This is a genomic window from Variovorax sp. IB41 (assembly GCF_016405905.1).
Taxonomy (GTDB): Bacteria; Pseudomonadota; Gammaproteobacteria; order Burkholderiales; family Burkholderiaceae_C; genus Variovorax.
Window position 1 is genome coordinate 166,022 of sequence record NZ_JAEFCB010000002.1, and the last position, 24,504, is coordinate 190,525.

At 68.0% G+C, this 24,504-nt stretch carries 22 protein-coding genes; 11 read left to right on the forward strand and 11 right to left on the reverse strand.

Annotation, left to right across the window (positions count from 1 at the left end; all coding sequences use genetic code 11):
- Window position 1 precedes the first annotated feature (1 nt).
- From JC881_RS07465 to JC881_RS07475, 3 genes are read right to left on the reverse strand one after another with little or no spacing between them, the layout of a single operon-like run.
- Complete coding sequence (locus JC881_RS07465; protein WP_198785080.1) at window positions 2-307, reverse strand: urease subunit beta; 306 nt, start codon at window positions 305-307, stop codon at window positions 2-4.
- A gap of 5 nt (window positions 308-312) precedes the next feature.
- Complete coding sequence (locus JC881_RS07470) at window positions 313-912, reverse strand: HupE/UreJ family protein (RefSeq protein WP_198785083.1); 600 nt, start codon at window positions 910-912, stop codon at window positions 313-315.
- A 25-nt stretch (window positions 913-937) separates the two neighbouring features.
- Complete coding sequence (locus JC881_RS07475) at window positions 938-1,240, reverse strand: urease subunit gamma (protein ID WP_018906796.1); 303 nt, start codon at window positions 1,238-1,240, stop codon at window positions 938-940.
- Window positions 1,241-1,347: 107 nt separating this feature from the next.
- On the opposite strand from JC881_RS07475, the gene JC881_RS07480 reads away from it, so the two are divergent.
- From JC881_RS07480 to JC881_RS07490, 3 genes are all read left to right on the forward strand, one after another.
- Complete coding sequence (locus tag JC881_RS07480) at window positions 1,348-4,962, forward strand: hybrid sensor histidine kinase/response regulator (protein WP_198785085.1); 3,615 nt, start codon at window positions 1,348-1,350, stop codon at window positions 4,960-4,962.
- A gap of 38 nt (window positions 4,963-5,000) precedes the next feature.
- Window positions 5,001-6,005, forward strand: coding sequence for a response regulator (locus tag JC881_RS07485; protein WP_198785088.1), 1,005 nt, complete (start codon window positions 5,001-5,003; stop codon window positions 6,003-6,005).
- Window positions 6,006-6,099: 94 nt separating this feature from the next.
- A complete protein-coding gene (locus JC881_RS07490) occupies window positions 6,100-6,822 on the forward strand; it encodes a hypothetical protein (RefSeq protein WP_233101639.1) in 723 nt (240 codons plus the stop codon).
- Window positions 6,823-6,856: 34 nt separating this feature from the next.
- On the opposite strand, the gene JC881_RS07495 is transcribed toward JC881_RS07490, so the two are convergent.
- Entirely contained in the window at window positions 6,857-7,777 is a 921-nt protein-coding gene (locus tag JC881_RS07495; protein ID WP_198785090.1) for a LysR substrate-binding domain-containing protein, read from the reverse strand.
- Window positions 7,778-7,879: 102 nt separating this feature from the next.
- On the opposite strand from JC881_RS07495, the gene JC881_RS07500 reads away from it, so the two are divergent.
- Both JC881_RS07500 and JC881_RS07505 read left to right on the forward strand, forming a co-directional pair.
- Window positions 7,880-9,118, forward strand: a complete 1,239-nt coding sequence (locus JC881_RS07500; RefSeq protein ID WP_332875203.1) for a threonine synthase — start codon at window positions 7,880-7,882, stop codon at window positions 9,116-9,118.
- Window positions 9,119-9,136: 18 nt separating this feature from the next.
- Window positions 9,137-10,117 (forward strand): Bug family tripartite tricarboxylate transporter substrate binding protein, encoded by a 981-nt coding sequence (locus JC881_RS07505; RefSeq protein WP_198785095.1) that lies wholly within the window; start codon window positions 9,137-9,139, stop codon window positions 10,115-10,117.
- An 11-nt stretch (window positions 10,118-10,128) separates the two neighbouring features.
- Here JC881_RS07505 and JC881_RS07510 read toward each other — a convergent pair whose 3' ends face one another.
- Window positions 10,129-10,755, reverse strand: a complete 627-nt coding sequence (locus tag JC881_RS07510; protein WP_198785098.1) for a helix-turn-helix transcriptional regulator — start codon at window positions 10,753-10,755, stop codon at window positions 10,129-10,131.
- 102 nt (window positions 10,756-10,857) lie between these two features.
- On the opposite strand from JC881_RS07510, the gene JC881_RS07515 reads away from it, so the two are divergent.
- Window positions 10,858-12,006: a threonine synthase gene (locus JC881_RS07515; protein ID WP_198785100.1), complete on the forward strand. Its 1,149-nt coding sequence runs from the start codon at window positions 10,858-10,860 to the stop codon at window positions 12,004-12,006.
- Between the two features lie 9 nt (window positions 12,007-12,015).
- Here the strand turns inward: JC881_RS07515 and JC881_RS07520 are convergent, their stop codons facing one another.
- Both JC881_RS07520 and JC881_RS07525 read right to left on the reverse strand, forming a co-directional pair.
- Window positions 12,016-13,002: an ornithine cyclodeaminase family protein gene (locus JC881_RS07520; protein WP_198785102.1), complete on the reverse strand. Its 987-nt coding sequence runs from the start codon at window positions 13,000-13,002 to the stop codon at window positions 12,016-12,018.
- A gap of 56 nt (window positions 13,003-13,058) precedes the next feature.
- Window positions 13,059-13,367: a DciA family protein gene (locus tag JC881_RS07525; RefSeq protein ID WP_198785103.1), complete on the reverse strand. Its 309-nt coding sequence runs from the start codon at window positions 13,365-13,367 to the stop codon at window positions 13,059-13,061.
- A 182-nt stretch (window positions 13,368-13,549) separates the two neighbouring features.
- Here JC881_RS07525 and secA point away from each other — a divergent pair, with 182 nt between their 5' ends.
- The 5 genes from secA to JC881_RS07550 are packed head-to-tail and all read left to right on the forward strand — an operon-like array spanning window position 13,550 to window position 20,924.
- Window positions 13,550-16,336, forward strand: coding sequence for a preprotein translocase subunit SecA (secA, locus tag JC881_RS07530; RefSeq protein WP_198785104.1), 2,787 nt, complete (start codon window positions 13,550-13,552; stop codon window positions 16,334-16,336).
- Window positions 16,337-16,365: 29 nt separating this feature from the next.
- On the forward strand, window positions 16,366-17,595 hold the full coding sequence (gene argJ, locus JC881_RS07535) for a bifunctional glutamate N-acetyltransferase/amino-acid acetyltransferase ArgJ (RefSeq protein ID WP_198785105.1): 1,230 nt from the start codon (window positions 16,366-16,368) through the stop codon (window positions 17,593-17,595).
- Complete coding sequence (locus JC881_RS07540; RefSeq protein WP_093438874.1) at window positions 17,592-18,467, forward strand: ATP-binding protein; 876 nt, start codon at window positions 17,592-17,594, stop codon at window positions 18,465-18,467. The genes argJ and JC881_RS07540 overlap by 4 nt, the downstream gene beginning before the upstream one ends.
- The gene (locus tag JC881_RS07545) at window positions 18,464-18,922 is read left to right on the forward strand and encodes a (deoxy)nucleoside triphosphate pyrophosphohydrolase (RefSeq protein WP_198785106.1); all 459 of its coding nucleotides are present in this window, start codon (window positions 18,464-18,466) and stop codon (window positions 18,920-18,922) included. The genes JC881_RS07540 and JC881_RS07545 overlap by 4 nt, the downstream gene beginning before the upstream one ends.
- A gap of 55 nt (window positions 18,923-18,977) precedes the next feature.
- Window positions 18,978-20,924 carry an acyltransferase family protein gene (locus tag JC881_RS07550; protein ID WP_198785304.1) on the forward strand — a complete coding sequence of 649 codons (1,947 nt, stop codon included), beginning with the start codon at window positions 18,978-18,980 and terminating at the stop codon, window positions 20,922-20,924.
- A 14-nt stretch (window positions 20,925-20,938) separates the two neighbouring features.
- Here JC881_RS07550 and JC881_RS07555 read toward each other — a convergent pair whose 3' ends face one another.
- From JC881_RS07555 to JC881_RS07570, 4 genes are read right to left on the reverse strand one after another with little or no spacing between them, the layout of a single operon-like run.
- Window positions 20,939-21,151: a DNA gyrase inhibitor YacG gene (locus tag JC881_RS07555; RefSeq protein ID WP_198785108.1), complete on the reverse strand. Its 213-nt coding sequence runs from the start codon at window positions 21,149-21,151 to the stop codon at window positions 20,939-20,941.
- Entirely contained in the window at window positions 21,148-21,903 is a 756-nt protein-coding gene (zapD, locus tag JC881_RS07560; protein WP_198785111.1) for a cell division protein ZapD, read from the reverse strand. Before zapD ends, JC881_RS07555 begins: the two co-directional genes overlap by 4 nt.
- Window positions 21,904-21,939: 36 nt before the next feature.
- Complete coding sequence (locus JC881_RS07565; protein ID WP_233101640.1) at window positions 21,940-22,953, reverse strand: hypothetical protein; 1,014 nt, start codon at window positions 22,951-22,953, stop codon at window positions 21,940-21,942.
- A 12-nt stretch (window positions 22,954-22,965) separates the two neighbouring features.
- On the reverse strand, window positions 22,966-24,459 hold the full coding sequence (locus tag JC881_RS07570; protein ID WP_198785116.1) for an MBOAT family O-acyltransferase: 1,494 nt from the start codon (window positions 24,457-24,459) through the stop codon (window positions 22,966-22,968).
- Between the last annotated feature and the right edge of the window lie 45 nt (window positions 24,460-24,504).

A 24,504-nucleotide genomic window follows, 5' to 3' on the forward strand; every position in this document is an offset into this window, starting at 1 on the left:
TTTAGAGCTTTCCTTGAACCAGGCCGCGAAAGCCATAAACGATGCGATCGCCCGAGTAATCGACCAGCTCGACCGTGCGCTGCTGCCCCGGCTCGAAACGCACCGCGGCGCCCGAGGCGATGTTCAGCCGCATGCCGCGCGCGGCCTCGCGGTCGAAGCCGAGGGCGCCGTTGGTCTCGGCGAAGTGGTAGTGCGAGCCGACCTGGATCGGCCGGTCGGCGGTGTTCTGCACCACCAGCGTGAGCGTGCGGCGGCCGGGGTTGAGCGTGTGCTCGCCGTCGTCGGTGAAGAGTTCGCCGGGGGTCATGGCGATCAGACGGCCTGGGCCAGCAGCGTTGCACCGAGCACCACCACGGCGGCACCGGCCACGCGCGGCAGCCAGGCGTTGGCATGGCGCAGCGCCCAACCGAGCGCGATGCCCGCCAGGTGCAGCGCGACGGTCGCGCTCACCATGCCGGCCAGCGTGAGCGCGGCGCCTTCTTCGCTCGCGAGTTCGTAACCGTGGGCCACGCCGTGGAAGACGGCGAACACGCCGACCACGGCCATCGCGACGGCGGCCGGCAGGTGAATGCGCGTGACCACCAGCAGGCCCAGCACCAGCAGCGAGGCCGCGATCATCGGTTCGACCGCCGGCAGCTGCATGCCGGCGAGGCCCATCAACGCGCCCACCAGCAGCATGCCGGCGAACGCCAGCGGCGCCCACAGCAGGTCGGGCCAGGCGCGTCGCGCGGCCAGCGCGCTCCAGAGGCCGACCGCGACCATGGCGGCCAGGTGATCGGCGCCGGTCAGCGGATGCAGGAAACCGGTGGTGAAGCCGTGGTGCAGGCCGCCGTCGACGCCGGTGTGGGCGCTGGCTGCCAGCGGCAGCAGGAGGGCGAGCAGGGCGAGGGTCTTGGAAGTGGTGTGACGCATGGCAGTTCTTCTTTTCGAGGGCGGGTCAGACGATCGGCTGGTGGACGGTGACCAGCTTGGTGCCGTCCGGAAAGGTGGCTTCGACCTGGATGTCCGGAATCATCTCGGCGATGCCGTCCATCACGTCGGCGCGGGTGAGCACCGAGCGGCCCTCGCTCATGAGCGCGGCGACGCTCTTGCCGTCGCGGGCGCCCTCCATCACGGCGGCGGAGATCAGCGCGACGGCTTCGGGGTAGTTGAGCTTCAGGCCGCGGGCCTTGCGCCGTTCGGCCAGGAGCGCCGCAGTGAAGATCAGCAGCTTGTCTTTTTCGCGCGGGGTCAGTTCCATGGGGGCGGCATCGGGTGGCTGGGGGAAGAGTCGGCCATTATGGGCAAGCCTTCTTCTTTGCAACAGTCGTGCCCTGTTCGCCAAAAGTCGTACGGATGGCACGAAAGATGCACCGAAACGGTGTGAACCCAGACGCCACGACCACGACCCCCGACGACGCCCCCCAGCGCATCGTCAAGGTCCGGCGCGACTACAACAGCTGGGTCGCGAGCGAAACGCTGGAGGACTACGCGCTGCGCTACACGCCGCAGCGCTTTCGCAAATGGTCCGAATGGCGGGTGGCCAACACGGCCTTCGGGGCGGCGTCGTTCCTCATCCTGGAGGCGGTGGGCGCCACGCTGCTGGTGCAGTACGGCTTTGCCAACGCCTTCTGGGCGATCCTGGTCACGGGGCTCATCATCTTCCTGGCGGGCCTTCCGATCAGCGTGTACGCGGCGCGCTACGGCGTGGACATGGACCTGCTCACCCGCGGCGCGGGCTTCGGCTACATCGGCTCGACGCTCACCTCGCTGATCTACGCGAGCTTCACCTTCATCTTCTTCGCGCTCGAGGCGGCTGTGATGGCCTATGCGCTGGAGCTGGCGCTGGGCATTCCGCCGGTCTGGGGCTATCTCGTGTGCGCGCTGGTGGTCATTCCGCTGGTCACGCACGGCGTCTCGGCCATCAGCCGGCTGCAGTTGTGGACCCAGCCGCTCTGGCTGGTGATGCTGGTGGTGCCGTTTGTGTTCGTGCTCGTGCGCGATCCTGGTGCGTTCGCGGGCATCGTGCACTACAACGGGGTCAAGGCGGCCACCAAGGGTTTCGATCTGCACCTGTTTGGCGCCGCCCTGACGGTCGGCATCGCGCTGATCACCCAGATGGGGGAGCAGGCAGATTACCTGCGCTTCATGCCCGCGCGCACCGCCACCACCGGCGGGCGCTGGTGGTCCGGTGTGCTGGCCGGGGGCCCGGGCTGGGTGGTGCTGGGTGTGTTCAAGATGCTGGGCGGGGCGCTCCTGGCGTACCTGGCCATCACGCACATGGTGCCGGTGGAGCGCGCGGTCGATCCGAACCAGATGTACCTGGCGGCCTACGAGTACGTGTTTCCGAACTACGGCTGGGCGGTGGCGGCGACGGCGCTGTTCGTGGTGATCTCGCAGCTCAAGATCAACGTGACCAATGCCTACGCGGGGTCGCTGGCCTGGAGCAATTTCTTCTCGCGCGTGGCGCACAGCCACCCGGGGCGGGTGGTGTGGGTGGTGTTCAACGCGCTCATCGCCTTCATGCTGATGGAGATGAACGTGTTCGAGGCGCTGGGCGATGTGCTCGGGCTCTTCGCCAACATCGCCATCGCCTGGATGATGTCGGTGGTGGCCGACCTGGTCATCAACAAGCCGCTGGGGCTCTCGCCGCCGGGCATCGAGTTCAAGCGCGCGCACCTGTGGGACATCAACCCGGTGGGCGTGGGCGCGATGGCGCTCGCCTCGGTGCTGTCGATCACCGCACACCTGGGCGTGTTCGGGCCGCTGGCGCAGGCGTTCTCGGCGCTGATCGCGCTGGGCACCGCGCTGGTCGCCTCGCCGCTGCTGGCGTGGGCCACCGGCGGCAAGTACTACCTGGCGCGGGCATCGGACGCGACCGGGGCCGTGCCCTTCGCGCCGGCGGCGGGCGGGCGCGCGGTGCGCTGGGCGCGCGTCGAATCGGACGATACCGGCAGCTACCAGCGCCTGAAGGTGCAGCACTGCGTGATCTGCGAGCGCGAGTACGAAGGGCCGGACATGGCGCATTGCCCGGCGTACCAGGGCGCGATCTGTTCTCTCTGCTGCACGCTCGATGCGCGCTGCGGCGACCTCTGCAAGCCGCATGCGAGCCTGTCGTCGCAATGGTCGGCCGTGCTGCGCTGGCTGCTGCCGCGCCGCAGCTGGCGCTACCTGGACACGGGCCTGGGGCACTTCCTGCTGCTGATGCTGGTCATCGTGCCGCTGCTGGCCGTGGTGTTCGGCGTGCTTTATCAACAGGAACTGCGGGCGCTGGCCGAAAGCGCGCTCGAACTCGCGTCGCAGGCCCGCGCGTCGGAGGTCTGGTCGGGCGTGCAGCAGTCGGCGCTGCGCTCGGGTTTCCTCAAGGCCTACATGGCGCTGCTGGTCATCGCTGGCATCGTGGCGTGGTGGCTGGTGCTCGCGCACCAGAGCCGCAAGGTCGCGCAGGAAGAGTCGAACCGCCAGACGCACCTGCTGGTGCGCGAGATCGAACTGCACCGCGAAACCGATCGCGCCCTGCAGGCCGCGAAACAGACCGCCGAGGAGGCAAGGGAGGTCGCCGAGCAAGCCAAGCTCGCGGCCGAGCAGGCCCAGCGCGCCGCCGACCAGGCCAACCAGGCCAAGAGCCGCTACATCAGCGCCATCAGCCACGAGTTGCGCACGCCGCTCAACAGCATCCTGGGTTACGCGCAGCTGATGGGCGAAGACCACTCCGTGCCGCCGCACCGCCAGCAGGCGGTGGCGGTCATCAAGCGCGGCGGCGAGCACCTGCTCTCGCTCATCGAGGGCACGCTGGCCATCGCGCACATCGAGGCCGGCAAGCTCACGCTGCATGCGCGGCCGATGCGCTTTGCCGACACCGTGCGGGAGCTGGCCGACATGTTCGAGCTGCAGGCGGCCGAGAAGGGGCTGCAGTTCCGCTTCGAGGCGGCGGGCGCCTTGCCCGAGGTGGTGCGCGCCGACGAGAAGCGCGTGGGCCAGATCCTCATCAACCTTCTGGGCAATGCGATCAAGTTCACCGCGGCGGGGCAAGTCACGCTGCGGCTGGCCTATGCGCGCGAGTTCGCGGCCATCGAGATCGAGGACACCGGCCCGGGCATGACGGCTGCGGACATCGAGCGCATCTTCGAGCCCTTCACCCGCGGCAACGCGGCCGCCTCGTCGGCGCCGGGCGCGGGCCTGGGCCTGACCATCGCCAAGATGCTCACCGACCTGATGGGCGGCGAGATGAAGGTGCAGAGCACGCCGGGCGTGGGCTCGCTGTTCTGCGTGCGGCTCTTCCTGCCGCGCGTGCACGACACGGCGGCGGGCGCGACGAGGCCGGTGCCGGTCGCGCGGGCGCGCCGCGGCTACGAAGGTGTGCGCCGGCGCCTGTTGGTGGTCGACAACGAGGAGGCCGACCGCGACCTGCTCGACCACGTGCTCGCGCCGCTGGGCTTCGAGCTGCGCACGGCGGCCAGCGGCCACGATGCGCTCGACCTGATCGCCGCGGGCTACCGGCCCGACGCAATGTTCGTGGACCTTGCGATGCCGGGCATCGACGGCTGGGAGACGATCCGCCGCGCGCGCAAGCTCGGCCTGGCCGATGCATCCGTCGCCATCGTCTCGGCCAACGCCTTCGACAAGGGGCTGGACAACGACGTGGGCATCGCGCCTGAAGATTTCTTCGTGAAGCCCGTGCGCCACACCGAGCTGCTCGACTGGCTGGAGCGCCGGCTCGGCCTCAAGTGGACCGACACTGCCGCCGCGTTGCCGCCGGCGGCCGCGCCCCGGACGATGCAGCCGCCCTCGCGCGAGCGCCTGCGCGCACTCGACGAAGCGGTGAGCCTGGGCTACTTTCGCGGCATCATGAACCAGCTGGACGACATCGACACCGAACAGCCCGAGTGCATGGCCTGGACCGAGGCGCAGCGCGTGCTGGCGCGCCAGTTCCAGTTCGAGGCCATGAGCCGGGCGCTGGCCGAAGCAGTGAGTGCGCCATGACCTCGACCCCCTCGACCCCCTCGACCCCACCCTTTCCCATGGAACCGTCCCCGCTTGCCCGTGCGCTGCGCGACGAGGGCGTCAACAGCGACCTCGTGCTGATCGTGGACGACGTGCCCGACAACCTCGCGGTGCTGCACGACGCGCTGGACGAATCGGGCTACACCGTGCTCATCGCCACCAGCGGCGAGCAGGCGCTGCAGCGCGCCGCGCAGGCGCGGCCCGACATCGTGCTGCTCGACGCGATGATGCCGGGCATCGACGGCTTCGAGGTGGCGCGGCGGCTCAAGGCCGACGCGGCCACCGCGCACATTCCCATCGTGTTCATGACGGGCCTGACCGAAACCGAGCACCTCGTGGCCGCGCTGGAGGCGGGCGGCGTCGACTACGTGACCAAGCCCATCAAGCCCAAGGAAGTGCTCGCGCGCATGAACGTGCACCTGCAGGGCGCGCGACGCGCGCGGCAGGACGCGCGGCAGGCCGGCCAGGCGCGCAATGCGCTGGATGCCTTCGGCTACGCGAGCATCACCGTGCGGCTGCCCGAAGGGCGGCTGATCTGGCAGACCGCATTGGCGCGCGACCTGCTGCACCGCTACTGCGAAACGCGCGCGCCAGAGACGCCGCCCGCGGTGCTCGAATGGCTGCTGCGCCACACGCCCGATGCGCGCCAGCGCGGCATCGAGCCGCCCGCGCTCTCGATCGCGCAGGGCGCCAGCAGCCTCACGCTGCGCCTGCACCAGCAGACCGGGCAGGACGACGACGGCGACGAGTGGATGATCATCATGCGCGAGGTGTCCGACACCGGCGTGATCGAGGCGATGAGCCTGAGCCTGAAGCTCACCGCGCGCGAGGCCGAGGTGCTGTACTGGGTGGTCAAGGGCAAGACCAACAAGGACATCGGCGAGATCCTGGGCAGCAGCCCGGCCACCGCCAAGAAGCACCTGGAGCGGGTGTACGTGAAGCTGGGCGTGGAGACGCGCACGGCCGCGGCCGGCGTGGCCATCAAGCGCATCCGCGAGCTGCAGCCCCAGTTCGAGATCTGAACGGGCCCCGTCGCGCCTTGCATCCTGTTGCGGCGCGTCACCGCGCCGACTTTCCGTCTCCCTAGAATGGTCCGAGGGCCTCGGGATGCGCGCGATGAAGAACAGGCAGAAAACAACGATCCGGCGACTGCGTTGCGGCTGGCTGCTGGCCGCGTCCTGCGCGCTGGCGGGCACGGGCGCGCGGGCCGCCGGCCATTTCGACGTGGACGATGCCGGCACGCTCGACCCCGGCCAATGCCAGTACGAGACCTGGTGGGGCCGCACCGGCGTCGAGCCGGTCACGGGCTTTCACATCGGGCCGTCGTGCCGGGTGGGGCCTGTCGAGCTGGGGCTGAACGTCGACCGGCTCTCGGTGCAGGGCGCACAGCGCGTTCACTCGGTCACCGCCGGTCCGCAGCTCAAGTGGACCTTCCTCGGGCAAGCCGCGGACGCGCCGCTCAGCGCGGCCCTCTCGATGGGCACCATCTCCGACCTGAAGCGCGGCGGCCGCATGGGCGGGCAGTTCGTGGTGCCGGTGACATGGCGACCGACCGGCAGCCTGCAGGTCCACGCGAACCTCGGCGCCGACTGGTCGCTCGGCACGGGTCTGCGCACGCCGCGCGGTGGCCTGGCCGCCGAATGGGCGCTCAACGATGCGGTGTCGGTGATCGCGGAGCGCAATCGCGCGTCGAGCGTCTGGACGTCGCGCATCGGCGGCCGTTTCAGCCTCACGCCGCTGATCAGCGTGGACATCAGCGCTTCGCGCACCCGGCCGCCCGGCGGGCGCGGCGTGAACGGCTTCGTGGTCGGCCTGAACCACGAATTCAGCTGGAAGTGAACCGGCCTGACGCCTGATGCCTGACGCCTGATGCCTAGCGCAGATGGCGCTGCATGCGCTTCTCGTCCTCGGCCAGCTGCAGGCGCATGAGCGAGAGAAAGTCCCGCGCCGTGGCCGAGAGCACCTTGCCCGCCGGCAGCGCCAGGATGCAGGTGAAGTGCACGTCGATCGAGAGCCGCCGCACCACCAGCCCGCGTTCGGCGTAGTCGAGCGCGGTGATCGGGTTGACCAGCCCCACGCCCAGGCCGCGCAGCGCCATCTCGCACACGCTGGCCGCGTAGGGCGTCTGCACCAGCACGCGCGGCGCCACGCCGTAGGGCGCGAGCGCGGCCTCCAGCCGCTGGTGCGAGGGGTCTTCGGGGTTGAGCGCGAGAAAGGGCGCTTCCGCCAGCTGCTCCGGCTTGATGGTCTTGAAGCGCGCGAGCGCGTGGCCCTCGGGCATCACGACCACGCCGGGCATGCGCGAGAAGGTCGAATGGTCGATGCCTTCGAGCGAGAGCTCGTCGGCCATGAGTCCGAAGTCGGAGATGCCCATGGCCACCCGGTCGCGCACGTCCTTGGAGCTGAGCACCTGCAACGACACCTGCGGCCAGGGGCTCGCGCCGCGGTGCGCCTTCAGGCGGGCCAAGGCGCGCGGCATGAAGCCCAGGCCGTAGGCCGGAAAGCAGCTGAGCTCCAGCTGGGTGACGCCGAAGTCGCGCAGGCTCCGCACGCGGTGCTCGATGGCGTCCATGCCGATGAAGACGCGCTCCACCTCGATCCACAGCGCGCGCGCCTCGGGCGTGGGCACCAGCCGCCCGCCCGTGCGCTGGAACAGCAGCATGCCGGCCTGCGCCTCCAGCCGCTTGAGCGACTGGCTGATGGCGGGCTGCGTCACGTGCAGCAAGGCGGCGGCCTTGCGGGTGGAGCTGCCGCGCATCAGGGCCCGGAAGGTCTCGATTTCGGCGAATCGCATCGATGGCCACCGATAAGTTTATTTATCGATTGAGTATCTGGAGGTGCGTAATTTTATTTCCGAATGCATAAGATTTGCGCACAACTTCCAAACCTCCTCCCCGTGACGCCCTCGCCAGTTCTGGACTTCAAGTTCGCCGCCCTGCCCGCGGACCCCTCGGCCCACCACCCGGGGAACGCCACGGGCAGCGCCCTGGCCCGGACGTTCAAGCCGGTGCGCAATCCGCGCCTGCGGGGCCTGCAGTGCCTGCGCTGCGATGCGCTCTATCCGGTCACGCTGACGCACGACGGCTGCCCCGCCTGCAAGCGCGCGGGCTTTCATGTCGCGCTGCGCGCGAGCTACCTGCCCGAGGTGACGGAAAGGCCCGACGCGATCCCCATGCCCTACGAGCCGGGCTTCACCCTCGGCGAGGGCCACACGCCGATGCAGGAGATGCCCGAGCTGGCGCGGCACTTCGACGTCGCGCGGCTCGGCCTCAAGGACGAATCGAGCAACCCCACCGGCTCGCACAAGGACCGCATGACCGCGGTGGGCGTGGCCCAGGCGCTGGACTTCGGCGCGCACACGCTGGTGCTTGCGTCGTCGGGCAACGCGGCGGTGTCGGCGGCGCACTACGCGTGGGCCGCGGGCCTGCGCTGCGAGGTGGCCACTTATGAAGGCATGCCGGCCACCTATTCGCGGCAGCTCGATGCGCTGGGCGCGCGGCGCTATGTGTTCGCCGACAACGCCGGCCGCTGGGCGTTCGTGCGCGAGCGCTCGCAGTACCCCGGCTACTTCGCGCTCACCAACTACCGCCTGCCCGCGCTGGGCAGCGCGCCGCTGGCCATCGAGGGCTACAAGACCATCGCCCCCGAGTGCGTGGCCGATGCGGGCGTGCCGGACCACATCGTGATTCCCACCGCGCGCGGCGATCTCGCCTGGGGCATCTACGCGGGCTTTCGCGACCTGCTGGCCGCGGGGCGCATCGCGCGGCTGCCGCGGCTGTGGCTGGTGGAGCCGTTCCCGCGCCTGGCGCGCGTGTTCGCGGGCGGCGCGATCAACGGCAGCTACCCGGGCCATACCGCGCAGTTCTCGACCGCCGGCGCCACCGTGACCTACCTGCAGTGGCAGGCCGCTTCGGCCACCGGTGGCGGCGCTGTGGTGGTGAGCGACGACGAGGCGCGTGCGGCGCGTCGGCTTCTCACCGCCGCAGGCGTGAGCGCCGAGTTGTGCGCGGCCGGCGGCCTGGCTGCGCTGCGGCAGCTGCGCGAGACGAATGCCATCGCCGCCGATGCGCACGTCGTGCTGATGCTCACCGCCAACGCGTCGAGCGATCCGAGCTGGCCCGATCCGCCCGTCTAACCCCCCAAAGGAATCACCATGCCGACGATGCATCGCCGGGCCTTTCTGGCCGCCGGCTCTACAGCCCTGCTCGCTGCAACGCAGCCTGCGTGGGCCGTCTACCCCGAGCGGCCCATCAAGCTCGTCGTGCCCTGGGCCGCGGGCGGCAGCACCGACGCCATCGCGCGCGCCATGGCGCAGCGCATGAGCCAGACCATCGGCAGCCCGGTGATCGTGGACAACCGCCCCGGCGCGGCCGGGATGATCGGCACCGACGCCGCCGCCAAGGCCGCGCCCGACGGCTACACCATCGCCATCGTCGAGCTGCCGCACGCGATTGCGCCGGCGGTGACGGCGAAGCTGCCGTACGACCTGCTGCGCGACTTCACGCCCGTGACCATGATCGGCACCTCGCCGCTGGTGTTCTTCGCGGGCATGGACGAAGACAGCAAGGACTTCAGGACCTTCCTGAAGACGGCCGCTGCCAAATCGTCGCCGCCGGCCATCGCGCACAGCGGCGCGGGCACCGTGAGCCATCTGGCGGCCGAGATGCTCGCGAGCCGCACGAAGATCCAGTTCAACATGGTGCCGTACAAGGGCTCCGCGCCGGCGCTGACCGACGTGGCCGCCGGCACGGTGGCCGGCCACTTCGCGACGCTGGCCAGCGGCTCCAGCCTCGCGGGCGGCAACAGGATCCGTCCGCTGCTGGTCACGAGCACGCAGCGCGTGGGCATCACCGGCCTGCAGAACGTGCCCGCACTCACGGAGAACAACCTGAAGGGCATGGAGATCGACCAGTGGTGGGCGATGGTCGCGCCGGCCACCACGCCGCTGGAGGTGATCGAGAAGCTGCGGCGCGAGGCCATCGCGGCGCTGGAGCACCCCTCGGTGAAGGAGCGGATGGCGGTGCTGGGCGTGCAGATGAAGGGCTCGACGCCTGGCGAACTGCGCGCGTTCCTCCGCTCGGAGGCCGAGCGCTGGCAGAAGGTCGCGCGCGAGGTCGGCCTGCAGCCGCAGTAAGCCCCGGCTCGCTACTTCGCGTCGCTGTACACGGTGGCGCGCGAGACGCCCATGTGCGCCGCCGCGATCTCGGCGCCGCGGCGGATTTCCAGGAAGCCGGCCTTCTTCAACTCCTGCACGAGTTGCTTGCGGTCCGCGGGCTTCAACGACCGCGAGCTGGTCGCGCGCGCGGCGGCGAATTCGTCGATGCGCGAATGGATGCGGTCGGAATGGTTGGCGCCGGTGTCGAGGTGCTCGTGCACTTGGCGGTCGTCGATGCGCGTGAACTGCGAGATCGCGCCCTGGAAGCTCTGGAACAGCGTGAGGTCCACGTTCAGGCACAGCGCGGCCACGTACTCGCCGCTCTCGTCCTTCACGCCGATGGAGGTGCTCTTGACCTTGCGGCCGTCGGCGAAGGTGTTGGCGTAGTTCGCGATCACCGCCGGGTACTCGGGGTCGCGGATGCGCGCGAGGCCCAGCTCGGTGACCGACTGCCCCACCTGCCGCCCGCTCAGGTTGTTCTGGATCGCGTAGATCGCGTTCTTCGGATTGCTCAGGTCGTGCACCACGACTTCGCAGAAGGGCGCGAACGTCTCGCCGAGGCCCTCGGCCATGTTGCGCAGCATCTCCAGGACCTGCTTGTCGGACTTCTTCTTCATGGCGGGGAATGTATCCAGTTCTGGACGAAGAATCCAGACTGTACGGAAAGTCTATACTTGGATGTATTATCCAGATTCATAAAGATCCTCCAGGAGCCGCGCATGACACGCAAGGAACCCGCACGCTATATCGATCCACGCACCGGCCGGTACCACAACCTCTCGGAGCGCCGCTGGCGCTCGGACGACGGCAATCCGATGATGGTGACGCCGCTGCCCGGCATCACCCGCGACGACATCGATGCGCGCGAGCGCTCGGTGTGGCGCTACCGCGCGGCGCTGCCCGTGGCGATCGACCAGCCCGCGAGCATGGGCGAGGGCTGCACGCCGCTCGTGCAGAAGCGCTGGGGCAGCCTCGAGCCGCACTTCAAGCTCGAATGGTTCAACCCGACCTGCAGCTTCAAGGACCGCGGCGCGTCCGTGATGATTTCGTTCCTGCGCCAGCTGGGCGTCGACGCGGTGCTGGAAGACAGCTCGGGCAACGGCGGCGCGGCCATCGCCGCCGCGGGCGCGGCGGCGGGCATCAAGGTGAAGGTGCTCGCGCCCAGCTACACGCCGGCGCCCAAGGTGGCGCAGATCCGCGCCTTCGGTGCCGAGGTGCAACTGGTGCCGGGGCCGCGCGAGGAGTCCGAGTACGAGGCGGTGCGCCAGTCCGAATCGATCTTCTATGCTAGCCACAACTGGCATCCGTTCTTCCTGCAGGGCACGAAGACGCTGGCCTATGAATTGTGGGAAGACCTGGGCTTCTCCGCGCCCGACAACGTGGTGATTCCGGCGGGCGCGGGCAGCACTGTGCTCGGATGCTGGATCGGCTTCAAGGAGCTCCTGGCCGCGGGGCAGATCGCGAAGCTGCCGCGGATCTTCGTGGCGCAGCCGCTGAATTGCTCGCCGGTCGATGCGAGCTTCGTCGCGGGCGTGGACACGCTGGTCGACCGCATCGTGAAGCCGACGATCGCCGAAGGCACGGCCATCAAGCGGCCCGTGCGCTTGCAGGAAATTCTTCAGGCGCTGCGCGAGACGAACGGCAAGACGGTGGCGCTGACCGAAGAGCAGATCGCGGCGGCGGTGCGCCGGCTGGCTTCGACGGGGCTCTATGCCGAACCGACGTCCGCCACGGCGGCTGCGGCCATCGATGTGCTGGCGCAGCGGGGCGACATCCGGGCGAGCGAAACCACGGTCGTGCTGCTGACCGGCACGGGCCTGAAGTCGACGCAGTTCATGACCGAGCTCTTCGGCGGCGCTGCCGCCTGATCTGCTGATCTACCAGGGCCAGGCGAGGCGCGTGCCGGTGCCCGTGGCGGCCGCGCGTTCGTGAAGCAGGCGCGCGACGGTCAGGTCCTGCAGCGCGAGGCCTGTCATGTCGAAGACGGTGATGTCGTCCAGAGCGCGCTCGAATGAAGTCTTGCCGCTCAGCAGGTCGCCCAGTTCGGTGGTCACGGTATCGGGCGCCCATTGGGTTTCGCCGATCTGCTGCGCCTGCGTGCGGTCGTCGACGACCAGGCGCACGCGCGGCAGCAGGCCTTCGGGGAGTTCGCGCTTGCCTCGCGTGTCGGCGCCGACGCAGTTCAGGTGCGTGCCGGGTTGCACGGCGTCCAGATCGAACAGCGCGCCGCCGCCGGGCGTGGCGGTGATCACGATGTCGCTTTGCGCGACGGCGGCGTTGCGGTCGGCGGCGGGTGCGATGCTGCAGCGGGCCGCGAAGTTGTCTTCGAACGCGGCGTTGCGCTGCCCATCGGCGCTCACGTAGCGCACCTCGCGCAGCGAGGGCATGAGGCGCAACGCGAAGTCGAGCTGGATGCGCGCCTGCACGCCGGTGCCGAAGATGCACACGCGCGTGCTGTCGGGCCGCGCGAGCTGCTGCAGGCCGAGGCCGCCAGCCGCGCCGGTGCGTACGGTCGTGATCGCGTTGCCGTCGATCACGCACAGCGGCCGGCCGGTGGCGGGGTCGATCAGCAGGATCGTCGCCTGGTGCGGCTCGCCGCCGCGCTGCCGGTTCGCGGGCCAGAAGCCGGCGGCCTTGAAGCCGAGCAGGCCCTGCGCCTGCACGTCGCCCGACTTGATGCCGAACACGCCGCCCGTCGCGAGCGGCTCGCGCACGACCGGGAAGACGCGGCCTTCGCGGTCGCTGTGGAGCACGAAGGCCTCGCGCACGGCCTCAAGCACATCGTCGGGGGAGAGGAGGGCGTTGACCTGGTGCTTGTCGAGCAAGAGGAGCAACGCGTCGGCGGGCGACGCGGGGAGTGTCATCTGGAAATATTATCTATTTCCAGACAAAAAATCAATCGAAGGCGGCGACGACCGGCTCAGCGCCCGGTGTGCACCTTGATGCGGATCGTCGCCACGTCCCAGCCCCGGTTCTTGAGTCGCGTGACCAGCATCGGCGCCAGCTGGCGCAGCTTGGCGGCCGCGGCGCTGCCCTTGACCAGCAGGCACCACACATCGCCCTCGGCGGGCCCTGGCTGCACGGCGCTGCGCATGGCTGGCGGGATGAGCCCTTCCACGGCTTTCAGGCGCTCGGCGCTGTCGCGCGCGCGCGCCATCAGGCCGCCCAGCGTGGGCGAGCCTTCTGCAGCCTGGTGCAGGCTGATGGCGGGGGCGAGGCGGCGATACATGGGTAATCCGGTAGGTCGTAACAAGACAGCTAAAATGCCCGGTTTGCCGGCGTTCGCGCCGGAAAAAAGGCTGCTCAACCTCGAACTTGATTTCGAAACGAGCGCGCCCAACTGCTTTCACCATATCTTAGGGAATCCGGTCGCAGTGCCTGTCGTGTCAGGCGCCCGCCCATCTCCACCCAATGGCAACCAACTTCCTGACCCAGATCTTCGGCAGTCGCAACGACCGGCTCCTCAAGCAGTATCGCAAGACGGTGGAACGCATCAATGCGCTCGAACCCGAGTTCGAGAAGCTCAGCGACGACGCGCTGCGCGCCAAGACGCAGGAGTTCAAGGACCGGGTGACCAAGGGCGAATCGCTCGACGCCCTGCTGCCGGAGGCCTTCGCCACGGTGCGCGAAGGCTCCAAGCGCATCATGAAGATGCGCCACTTCGACGTGCAGCTGCTGGGCGGCATGGCGCTGCACAACGGCAAGATCTCCGAAATGCGCACCGGCGAAGGCAAGACGCTGACCGCGACGCTGCCGGTGTACCTGAATGCGCTGTCCGGCAAGGGCGTGCACGTGGTCACGGTGAACGACTACCTGGCCAGCCGTGACGCCAAGTGGATGGGCCGGCTCTACAACTTCCTGGGCCTCACGGTGGGCATCAACCTGCCGCAGATGCCGCGCGAGGAAAAGCAGGAAGCCTACGGCAGCGACATCACCTACGGCACCAACAACGAATACGGCTTCGACTACCTGCGCGACAACATGGTGTACGAGCCGGGCGACCGGGTCCAGCGCGTGCTGAACTACGCGATCGTCGACGAGGTCGATTCGATCCTGATCGACGAGGCCCGCACGCCGCTGATCATCAGCGGCCAGGCCGAAGACCACACCGATCTCTACCTGGCCATCAACAAGGTGGTGCCCCTGCTGACCAAGCAGGAAGGCGAAGCCGACCCGCGCACGGGCGAGGGCGTCACGGTGCCGGGCGACTTCACGGTCGACGAGAAGACGCACCAGGTGTTCCTGACCGAAGACGGCCACGAGAACGCCGAGCGCATCCTGGGCGAGCTCAAGCTGATTCCCGAGGGCGCGTCGCTCTACGACCCGGCCAACATCACGCTGATGCACCACCTGACGGCGGCGCTGCGCGCGCGCCACCTGTACCACCGCGACCAGCACTACGTGGTGCAGCAGGGCGAAGTGACCATCGTGGACGAATTCACCGGCCGCCTCATGACGGGCCGCCGCTGGAGCGACGGCCTGCACCAGGCCGTGGAAGCCAAGGAAGGCGTCGAGATCCAGGCCGAGAACCAGACGATGGCCTCGATCACCTTCCAGAACTACTTCCGCCTGTACGGCAAGCTGGCCGGCATGACCGGCACGGCCGACACCGAGGCCTACGAGTTCCAGGAAATCTACGGCCTCGAGACGGTCATCATTCCGCCCAACCGCATCAGCAAGCGCGAAGACCAGCTGGACCGCGTCTACAAGACGACGCGCGAGAAGTACGAGGCGGCGATCCAGGACATCCGCGAGTGCTACGAGCGCGGCCAGCCGGTGCTGGTGGGCACCTCGTCCATCGAGAACTCCGAAATCATCGACGGCCTGCTCACGCAGGCGGGGCTGCCGCACCAGGTGCTCAACGCCAAGCAGCATGCGCGCGAAGCCGACATCGTGGCGCAGGCCGGCCGCACGAAGATGATCACCATCGCGACCAACATGGCCGGCCGCGGCACCGACATCGTGCTGGGCGGCAACATCGAGAAGATGATCGAGGCGATCGAGACCGACGAAGGCCGCGACGAAGCCACCAAGGAAGCCGACATCGCCCACGTGCGCACCGAGTGGACCAAGGACCATGAATTCGTCAAGTCGCTCGGCGGCCTGCGCATCATCGCCACCGAACGCCACGAATCGCGCCGCATCGACAACCAACTGCGCGGCCGCTCGGGCCGCCAGGGCGACCCGGGCTCCTCGCGCTTCTACCTGAGCCTGGACGATCCGCTGATGCGCATCTTCGCGGGCGACCGCGTGAAGGCGATCATGGACCGCCTGAAGATGCCCGACGGCGAAGCCATCGAGGCGGGCATCGTCACCCGCAGCATCGAGAGCGCGCAGCGCAAGGTCGAGGCGCGCAACTTCGATATTCGCAAGCAGTTGCTCGAGTACGACGACGTGTCGAACGACCAGCGCAAGGTGATCTACCAGCAGCGCAACGACATCCTGGACGCGGCCGACCTCACCGCGCAGATCGCCGCGCTGCGCGAAGGCTGCTTCATGGACCTGGTGCGCCAGTACGTGCCGGCCGAATCGGTCGAGGAGCAGTGGGACCTGGAAGGCCTGGAGAAAACGCTCTTCACCGAGTGGGGCCTAGACATGCCGCTCAAGAAGGAGGTCGAGGCGTCCGACGCCATCTCCGACGAAGACGTGCTCGAGAAGGTGGTCAAGGCCGCCAACGAGACCTTCGACGCCAAGCTGGCGCTGATCGGCCAGGAGAACTTCACCCAGTTCGAGCGCATGGTGCTGCTGCAGAGCATCGACACCCACTGGCGCGAACACCTGGCCTCGCTCGACTACCTGCGCCAGGGCATCCACCTGCGCGGCTACGCGCAAAAGCAGCCCAAGCAGGAATACAAGCGCGAGGCCTTCGAGCTCTTCGGCCAGTTGCTCGACTCGGTGAAGAACGAAGTCACGCGCCAGCTCATGACGGTGCGCGTGCAATCGGGCGAGCAGCTCGAGGAAGCCGCCGAAGCCATGGAGAGCCGCGGCGAGAACGTGGCCAACATCACCTACAGCGCGCCGACCGAGACCGGCGAGGTCGAGGTGCGCGTCGACGAGGAAAACCAGCGCCGCCTTGCGGCCGTCGGCACCGGCGCCCTGAGCGCCGAAGCCGCCGCCTTCGCCCGCGTCGGCCGCAACGATCCGTGCCCCTGCGGCAGTGGCAAAAAATACAAGCAGTGCCACGGCAAGCTGAGCTGACGCCCCGAACCTTTCATTGAGAGAACCCCATGCCCGTGAACCTGTCCGCCCCTGATCCCGCCGCCTTGTTCGCGGTGCCCGGCGTCCGCATCGGCGTGGCCGAAGCGGGCGTGCGAAAGGCCAACCGCAAGGACCTGACCGTCGTGCTGATCGACGAAGGCTCGGCGGTCGGCGGGGTGTTCACGCAGAACCGTTTCTGCGCGGCGCCGGTGCAGGTCTGCCGCGACCACCTGGCGGCCAACTACGGCATCCGCGCGATGGTGATCAACACCGGCAACGCCAACGCCGGCACGGGCGAAGACGGCCTGATGCGCACGCGCTCCACCTGCATCGCGCTCGCGCGCAAGCTGGAAATCGCGCCCGAGCAGATCCTGCCGTTCTCCACCGGCGTGATCATGGAGCCGCTGCCGGTGGACCGCATCGAAGCGGGCCTGCCGGCCGCGCTGGCCGATGCGTCGGACAACCATTGGGCACGTGCCGCCGAAGGCATCATGACCACCGACACGATCCCCAAGGCGTTCAGCCAGAAGGTGCAGATCGGCGGTGCCACTGTCACCATCACCGGCATCAGCAAGGGCGCCGGCATGATCCGCCCGAACATGGCGACCATGCTGGGCTTCATGGCCACCGACGCGAAGATCGATCCGTCGCTGATCCAGCCGCTCGCGAAACTCCTGGCCGATGGCTCGTTCAACCGCGTGACCATCGACGGCGACACCTCGACCAACGACTCGTTCGTCGTCATCGCCACGCAGAAGGCGGCGCACGCGACCATCACCTCGCTCGAATCTGCCGAAGGCCAGGCCCTCGTGGCGGCCATGCAGGACGTGGCGCGCCTCCTGGCGCAGGCCATCGTGCGCGACGGCGAAGGCGCGACCAAGTTCATCACCATCCAGGTCGAAGGCGGCCGCGACGCTGCCGAGTGCAAGCAGGTGGCCTATGCGATCGCCCATTCGCCGCTGGTGAAGACCGCGTTCTACGCCAGCGACCCGAACCTGGGCCGCATCCTGGCGGCCGTCGGCTATGCGGGCATCGCCGACCTCGACCAGACCGGTATCGACCTGTTCCTGGACGACGTGCATGTGGCCGTGAAGGGCGGGCGCAACCCGTCGTACCGCGAGGAAGACGGCCAGCGCGTGATGAAGCAGAGCGAGATCACGGTGCGCGTCGGCTTGGGTCGCGGCACTGCCAGCGAGACCGTCTGGACCTGCGATTTCAGCCATGAATACGTGACCATCAACGCCGACTACCGGTCATGAACGAGCAGTTCCAGAAGCTGATCGAGCGCGCCGAACAGCTCATTACCCGCATCGAATCGATCCTGCCGCAGCCGCTGTCGGCGCCGGCGGACTGGAACGCCTCCATCGCCTGGCGCTACCGCCGCCGCAACTCTGGCCATGGCGTGCTGGAGCCGGTGAAGCACGTGGCCACGATGGCGCTCGATTCGCTGAAAGAAATCGACGTCCAGAAGGAAAAGATCGAGCGCAACACCCGCCAGTTCGTCGAAGGCAAGCCGGCCAACAACGTGCTCTTGACCGGCGCGCGCGGCACGGGCAAGTCGTCGCTCATCCGCGCCTGCCTGCAGGCCTATGCGCCGCAGGGGCTGCGCCTCATCGAGGTGGACAAGGCCGAACTGGTCGACCTGCCCGACATCGTCGAGGTGGTCTCGCAGCGGCCCGAGAAGTTCATCGTCTTCAGCGACGACCTGAGCTTCGACGAGGGCGAGCCGGGCTACAAGGCGCTCAAGTCGATCCTGGACGGGTCGATCGCCGCATCGACGCCCAATGTGCTGATCTACGCGACCAGCAACCGGCGCCACCTCTTGCCCGAGTACATGAAGGAAAACCTCACGTACACCCACACCGACGATGGCGAGGTGCATCCGGGCGAGGTGATCGAGGAGAAGATTTCGCTGTCCGAGCGCTTCGGCCTCTGGGTGAGCTTCTACCCCTTCAGCCAGAACGAGTACCTCACGATCGTGGGGCAGTGGCTCTCGTCATTCGGCGTCGATGCGGCCGCCATCGCGGCGGCGCGGCCCGAGGCGCTGGTCTGGGCGCTGGAGCGCGGTTCCCGCAGCGGCCGCGTGGCCTACCAGTTCGCCCGCGACTATGCGGGGCGGAGCAACGCGTGAGCGCGCAAGAGAACGGCGCGCGCAAGCACACCGAGGTCGCGGTCGGCGTGCTGATCCGCCTGGCCGACGACGCCTTGCTGCTCTCGACGCGCCCCGAAGGCAAGGCCTACGCCGGCTACTGGGAGTTTCCGGGCGGCAAGATCGAAGCCGGCGAAACCGTCGAAGAGGCGCTGCGCCGCGAGCTGCAGGAAGAACTCGGCATCACCATCGAAGGCGCCTCGGTCTGGAAGGTCACCGAGCACGACTACCCGCACGCGCTGGTGCGCCTGCACTGGTGCAAGGTGACCGCGTGGACCGGCGAATTCGAGATGCGCGAAGGCCAGGCCATGGCGTGGCAGCAATTGCCGCTCGACGTGGCGCCGGTGCTGCCGGGCGCGCTGCCGGTGCTCGAGTGGCTGGTGCAGGAGCGCGGCCTGCCCGCTTCGGCGGCGCTGGCCGTCTCGACGCTGGCCTGATGCGGGCGACCGGCCGGCACGACGGCCGCACATGGCCCGAGGCCTGACCCCGAAGATGCATCCCAAGTACCGCCCCGACATCGACGGCCTGCGCGCCGTCGCCGTCGCGTCGGTGCTGGCCTTCCATGCGTTTCCCGATGCGCTGCCGGGCGGCTTCATCGGCGTCGACATCTTCTTCGTGATCTCCGGCTTCCTGATCACGACGATCATCATGCAGAGCCACGCGGCGAGCGATTTCAGCTACCGCGACTTCTATGCGCGGCGCATCCGGCGGATCTTTCCGGCGCTGATGCTGGTGCTGGCGGCCACGCTGGCTTTCGGCTGGTATGCGCTGCTGCCGCGGGAGTTCGCCGAGCTCGGCAAGCAGGCGGCGGGCGGCGCGGCCTTCGTGGCCAACTTCATCTTCTGGGGCGAGTCGGGCTACTTCGACACCGCGGCCGAGACCAAGCCGCTGCTGCACCTGTGGTCGCTGGGCATCGAGGAGCAGTTCTATATTTTCTGGCCGCTGCTGCTGGGCGTGGCGTGGCGGCGGCGCTGGCCGGTCGTGCGGCTCTTGTGGGTGATCGCGGTGGCGTCGTTCCTGGTCAACGTGATGACGGTGCATCCGTTTCGCGAGGCGGCGTTCTATTCGCCGCTGTCGCGCTTCTGGGAGCTGATGGTGGGCGGCATACTGGCGTGCATGCGGCTCAAGCCTGCGGCGCCGAGCGTGTGGCGCAGCCATCTCCAGTCGGTGCTGGGCGTGGGGCTGATCGTGCTGGGGCTCGTGATGACGCGCAGCGACAAGGCCTTCCCGGGCTGGTGGGCGCTGCTGCCGACGCTGGGGGCGGTGAGCTGCATCGCGGCCGGGCCGGGCGGGGTGCTCAACAAGTACCTGCTCTCGAACCGGGTGATGGTGTGGATCGGCCTCATCAGCTATCCGCTCTACCTGTGGCACTGGCCGCTGCTGGTGTACGCGCGGATCGTGGAGGAGGGCCACCCGTCGGCCTGGGTGCGCGCAGGGGCGGTGGTCGCGAGCGTGTTGCTGGCGTGGGCCACGTACCGTTTTCTCGAGCGCTTCACGCGGGCGCGCACCGGCGTCGGCATGCTGCGCACGCTGGCCGGTTCCGGGGTGGCGGTCGCGCTCGTCGGCGTGCTGGCGCTGGGCGGCATGCCGCCGCGCAACGGCAGCGACCTCTTGCGCAAGGTGACCGACGCCACGGTGGACGACAACTACTACGACGGCTTCAAGCAGGAAAAGCTCGGAGCGCACAAGGTCGAGCGCACCGGCAGCGGCGCGCGCAAGGTGCTGCTGATCGGCGACAGCCACGTGCAGCAGTACGCGCCGCGCGCGCTGGAACTGGCGCGCAACGCACCGGGGCAGATGGCCACGGCGTATTTCGCGACCTATGGCGCCTGCCCGCCCGTGCCGGGCGTGCTGTCCGATGGCAACGAAGGCTGCGACAAGGCGCGCACCGGCATGCTCGAACTGGCGCTCGACCCGCGGATCGACACGGTGGTCGTCGGGGCCTGCTGGAACTGCTACTTCACCGGTAATTTCCCGCTGGCCTTCTACTTCCAGGACGGCGCCTCGGCCTATCCGATCAACAACGGCGGCCCGGGGCTCGCCCGTTCGCTCGATGCGCTCGAAAAGCTGCTGACCACGCTGGTCCAGAGCAAGAAGAAGGTGTACCTGCTGCTGGACAACGCGCGCAGCGTGGAGTTCGAGCCGCGCCGCCTGATCGAGGGCAGCCGCATGGGCCGGATGACGGCGCTGACCAGCACCACCACCGGCCCGCTGCCGCCCGAGCAGGCGCAACTGGACGAGCGATTGAAGCGCATTGCCGCATCGAGCGGCGCGCAGGCCATCGACGTGCTGGCGCAGCTGTGCAAGTCGGGCGAGTGCGTGCGGTCCATGCCGGACGGCACGCCCGTCTACAAGGACCGCGAGCACCTGCGGCCCTTCTACGTGCGGGCGCACGCGGGCTATCTGGACAAGGTGTTTCTCGGGGACGGCGGCCGCTAGGCGGCGCCGAAGCTCTACTGGAGCTTGGGATCGCCGAACGGATCGTCGTCGGGCGGTGCCTCGGCGGGCATCCGGAATTCTTCGCTGGCCCAGGCGCCCAGATCGACGCCCTTGCAGCGCGCGCTGCAGAAAGGCCGGTAGGGGTTGGAAGGCGCGTAGATGCTGTCGCCGCCGCATGCGGGGCAACGGACGATCCGCTCGCCTTTGTCGTTCACCCGGGTCGTCATGCGCAGAGCGTCAGTTCGAAGGGCGCGTCTTCCGTGCTCTGGTGCAAACGGTCGTCGGCCTCGTGCCGCATGAGCCGGACCGAAACCATGAGGCGGTTGCCGCTGATTTCGGGGACCAGCCCGAGCCGGGGATCGATGCGCAGCCGCAGCAGCTGGAAGCTGCGCCCCTGCGGCAGGTTCTGCTGGAACTGCCCGTTCGTGGCGATGACCTTGTAGGGCACATCGGCGTCGCGCAGCAGCTTGAGCAAGAGGTAGATGGAGGAGGCCAGCGGCGAGAGCGTGTTCGACCAGCGCTCCAGGTCCACGCGGCGGCTGGCCGGCGCGCGGTGCTGCCAGGCGTAGTAGGCGGGCAGGTCGAATTCGCAGGTGCCGCCCGGAATGCCGGCGCGGCTGCGGATGCTCATGAGCCACTCGTTTTCCGTCAGCGACTGGCCGGCCTTGCCCGCGACGCCGTTCAGGGCTGCGAAGTTGCCTTCGAGCTGGCCGACCACCTGGTCGAGCACGGTTTCGGCGATGGCCGGATTGCCCCGGTAGCTGTTGAAGACGTTCTTGTGCTTGTCCAGGTCGCGCAGCACATCGGCCTTGAGGTCGGCGCGTGCGGCCACGTCCATGATCTCGAAGATCGTGATCAGGGCGAAGTGATGGGACAGCGGCGATTCCGAGGGCACCAGTTCTCCGAGGCGACGGAACAGGTGTTCCAGCCTCAGGTAGGTGCGGATGCGCTCGTTGAAGGGGTACTCGTAAAGGATCACGCGTTTTTATCGGTTTCCTGTCGCGGGATCATAACTTCAGGGTGATTTGGAAGGGGGCGTCGGAAGCACCTCGCGCACGGCGGCCAGCATGCGGTCGCCGAGCAGGAGCTGTCCGTGCATCGACATGTGAGTGTCGTTCGAGAAATAGAAATCGCGAACCTGAGTGTGTTTCTCGCGTGTAAAAGCGAAGAGGTCGGGCCCCGTCAGCTTCGATTCGCGGAAGCCCGTTTCGAAATCCTTCGAGTAGTCGGGCTTCAGGTACACCGTGGTCTTGTTGGGGATCACCATCCACATGATCGGGATGGCGGTGTGCGCCGCCGTGAAATTCTTCATCCACTCCAGGTGCGCGAGGGTCAGCGGGCCGTTGTCCTCGTCTTCGGCGAAGAACGGCATCTTGTCGCACGCGTGGTGCGAGAAATACTTGCAGCCGTTGGGCACCGGGCGCACCCAGGTGTTCCAGTCGAAGTAGGTGTCGGTTGCAGAATTTTTCGCTTTCCACGTGTTGTAGTACGTGGTGATGCCGGTCATGAACTGGACGTTCCAGTTGGGCGAAGGGTCGGGCACCGTTTCGTCGGGCTTGACGAGCGAATGCGTCATGGCGTCGTAGGGCATGCGCATCTTCTGGCACTTCGCGCTGTCCTTGGTGCGGTCGCCCAGGAGGCGTTCGACGCTCTCGATGATGATCAGCTTGCCCTTGAAGCCCGAGCGCTGGACCCACTGGTCGAAGTCGCCGCACAGCGCGTTTTCGTATTGGCCCCAGTAGCTGGTCGAGACGCGGTAGCCGGCCGCCACGAGCTTGGACTGCCAGCGGAAGGTCATGGAGAAACTGTCGCCGATGACCATGATGTCGGCCTGATCGACCGGCGTGCCTTTCAGCACTGCGGGGTCGACCTTGGGCGGGGGCGCGGTCCAGCCGAACTCGCGCTCGGACAGGCGCCCGATCCGCGTGAGGTCGCCGTAGGGAATGGGGCTGGTCAGCGAAACGATCCACAGCCCCATCAGCACGATGTAGCCGATGAAGAAGAACCGCAGCCAGACTTTCGCGGGCATCGTCATGTCGAATCAGAATTGGAAGTAGAGGAACGGGCTGTAGTTGCCCAGCTTCGAGACGCACCAGGCGAACAGCGCGAAGGTGCCGATGGCCAGCACCGCGGTCGAGAGCCATGCCATGACCGGGCGGCCTGCGACGGCCTTCGGATGCGGAATCCAGCGCTCCAGCGTGATGGTGGGCGGCAGCGCCAGGCAGATGACGATGCCCACCAGCAGGGTCTGGAAGAACTCGGGCTTGCGGAACGGCACCGGGCCCAGCTCGCTGAACGCCGACGGCGGCGCGCCGTGCAGGCCGAGCATGCCCTTGTAGATCGCCATGGCCGTGTGCATGCCATCGGCGCGGAAGACGATCCAGGCCACCACCACGCAAAGGAACGTGAGGAACCAGCCCAGCAGGCGCGCGATGCGCCCGGGCGTGGCGTTGCGCCGCACCTTGGCGTTCCAGAGGTGGTTGATCATCAGGAAGATGCCGTGCAGGGCGCCCCAGATCACGAAGGTCCAGGCGGCACCGTGCCAGAGGCCGCCCAGCAGCATCGTGAGGAACAGGTTCAGGTAGCGCCGCGCCGGGCCCTTGCGGTTGCCGCCCAGCGGCACGTAGAGGTAGTCGCGCAAAAAGTTCGACAGCGAGATGTGCCAGCGGCGCCAGAACTCGATGATGTTGGTCGACTTGTAGGGCGAGCGGAAGTTGAGCGGCAGCTGCACGCCCAGGCAGAGCGACAGGCCCACCGCCATGTCCGAGTAGCCCGAGAAGTCGAAATAGATCTGCAGCGTGTAAGCCAGCGCGCCGAACCACGCGGTGTAGAGCGTGGGCTCGATGCCCTTGTGCACGCCGTTGAACATCATGTCGGCGTACTGCCCCAGGGGGTCGGCGATCAGGAGTTTCTTGGCCAGGCCGAAGACGAAGATCGCGATGCCGATCGCCACCTTGTTCGGGTCGAGCCGGTAGGTGGAGGGGTTCGCGAACTGCGGCATCATCTGCGCGTGATGCAGCACGGGGCCCGCGATCAGGTGCGGGAAGTAGGTCACGAACAGCAGGTAATGGATGAAGCTGCGCTCGTGCACCTTGCCCTGCCAGCAGTCGACCAGGAAGGCGATCTGCGTGAAGGTATAGAACGAGATGCCGATCGGCAGCACGATGTGCACCAAGTCGACTGGCGTGAGGCCCGCCGCGACCAGCCCGGCATCGACGTTTTCCAGGAAGAAGTTGGCGTACTTGAAGACGGCCAGCACACCCAGGTTGACCACCAGCGCGGTGATCAGCAGCGTCTTGCGCTTGCGGTCGTCGCGGCCCGGCGCGGGCGACAGGCGCAGGCCGAACCAGTAGTTGACGCAGATCGAACCCAGGAGCAGCGGCAGGGCCTGCACGCTCCACCAGCCGTAGAAGAAGAGCGAAGCCAGTGCGAGAAAACCGGCGGCGGCGCGGGCGTTGCGTTTGCCGATCAGGAAGAACCCGATCAGGACCAACGGGAAAAAGACAAAAATGAAGGGATACGAGTTGAAAAGCATCTCGGGGAGGGCACTGCGGCGAGCGCCTTTTTGTCGTAATCGTTA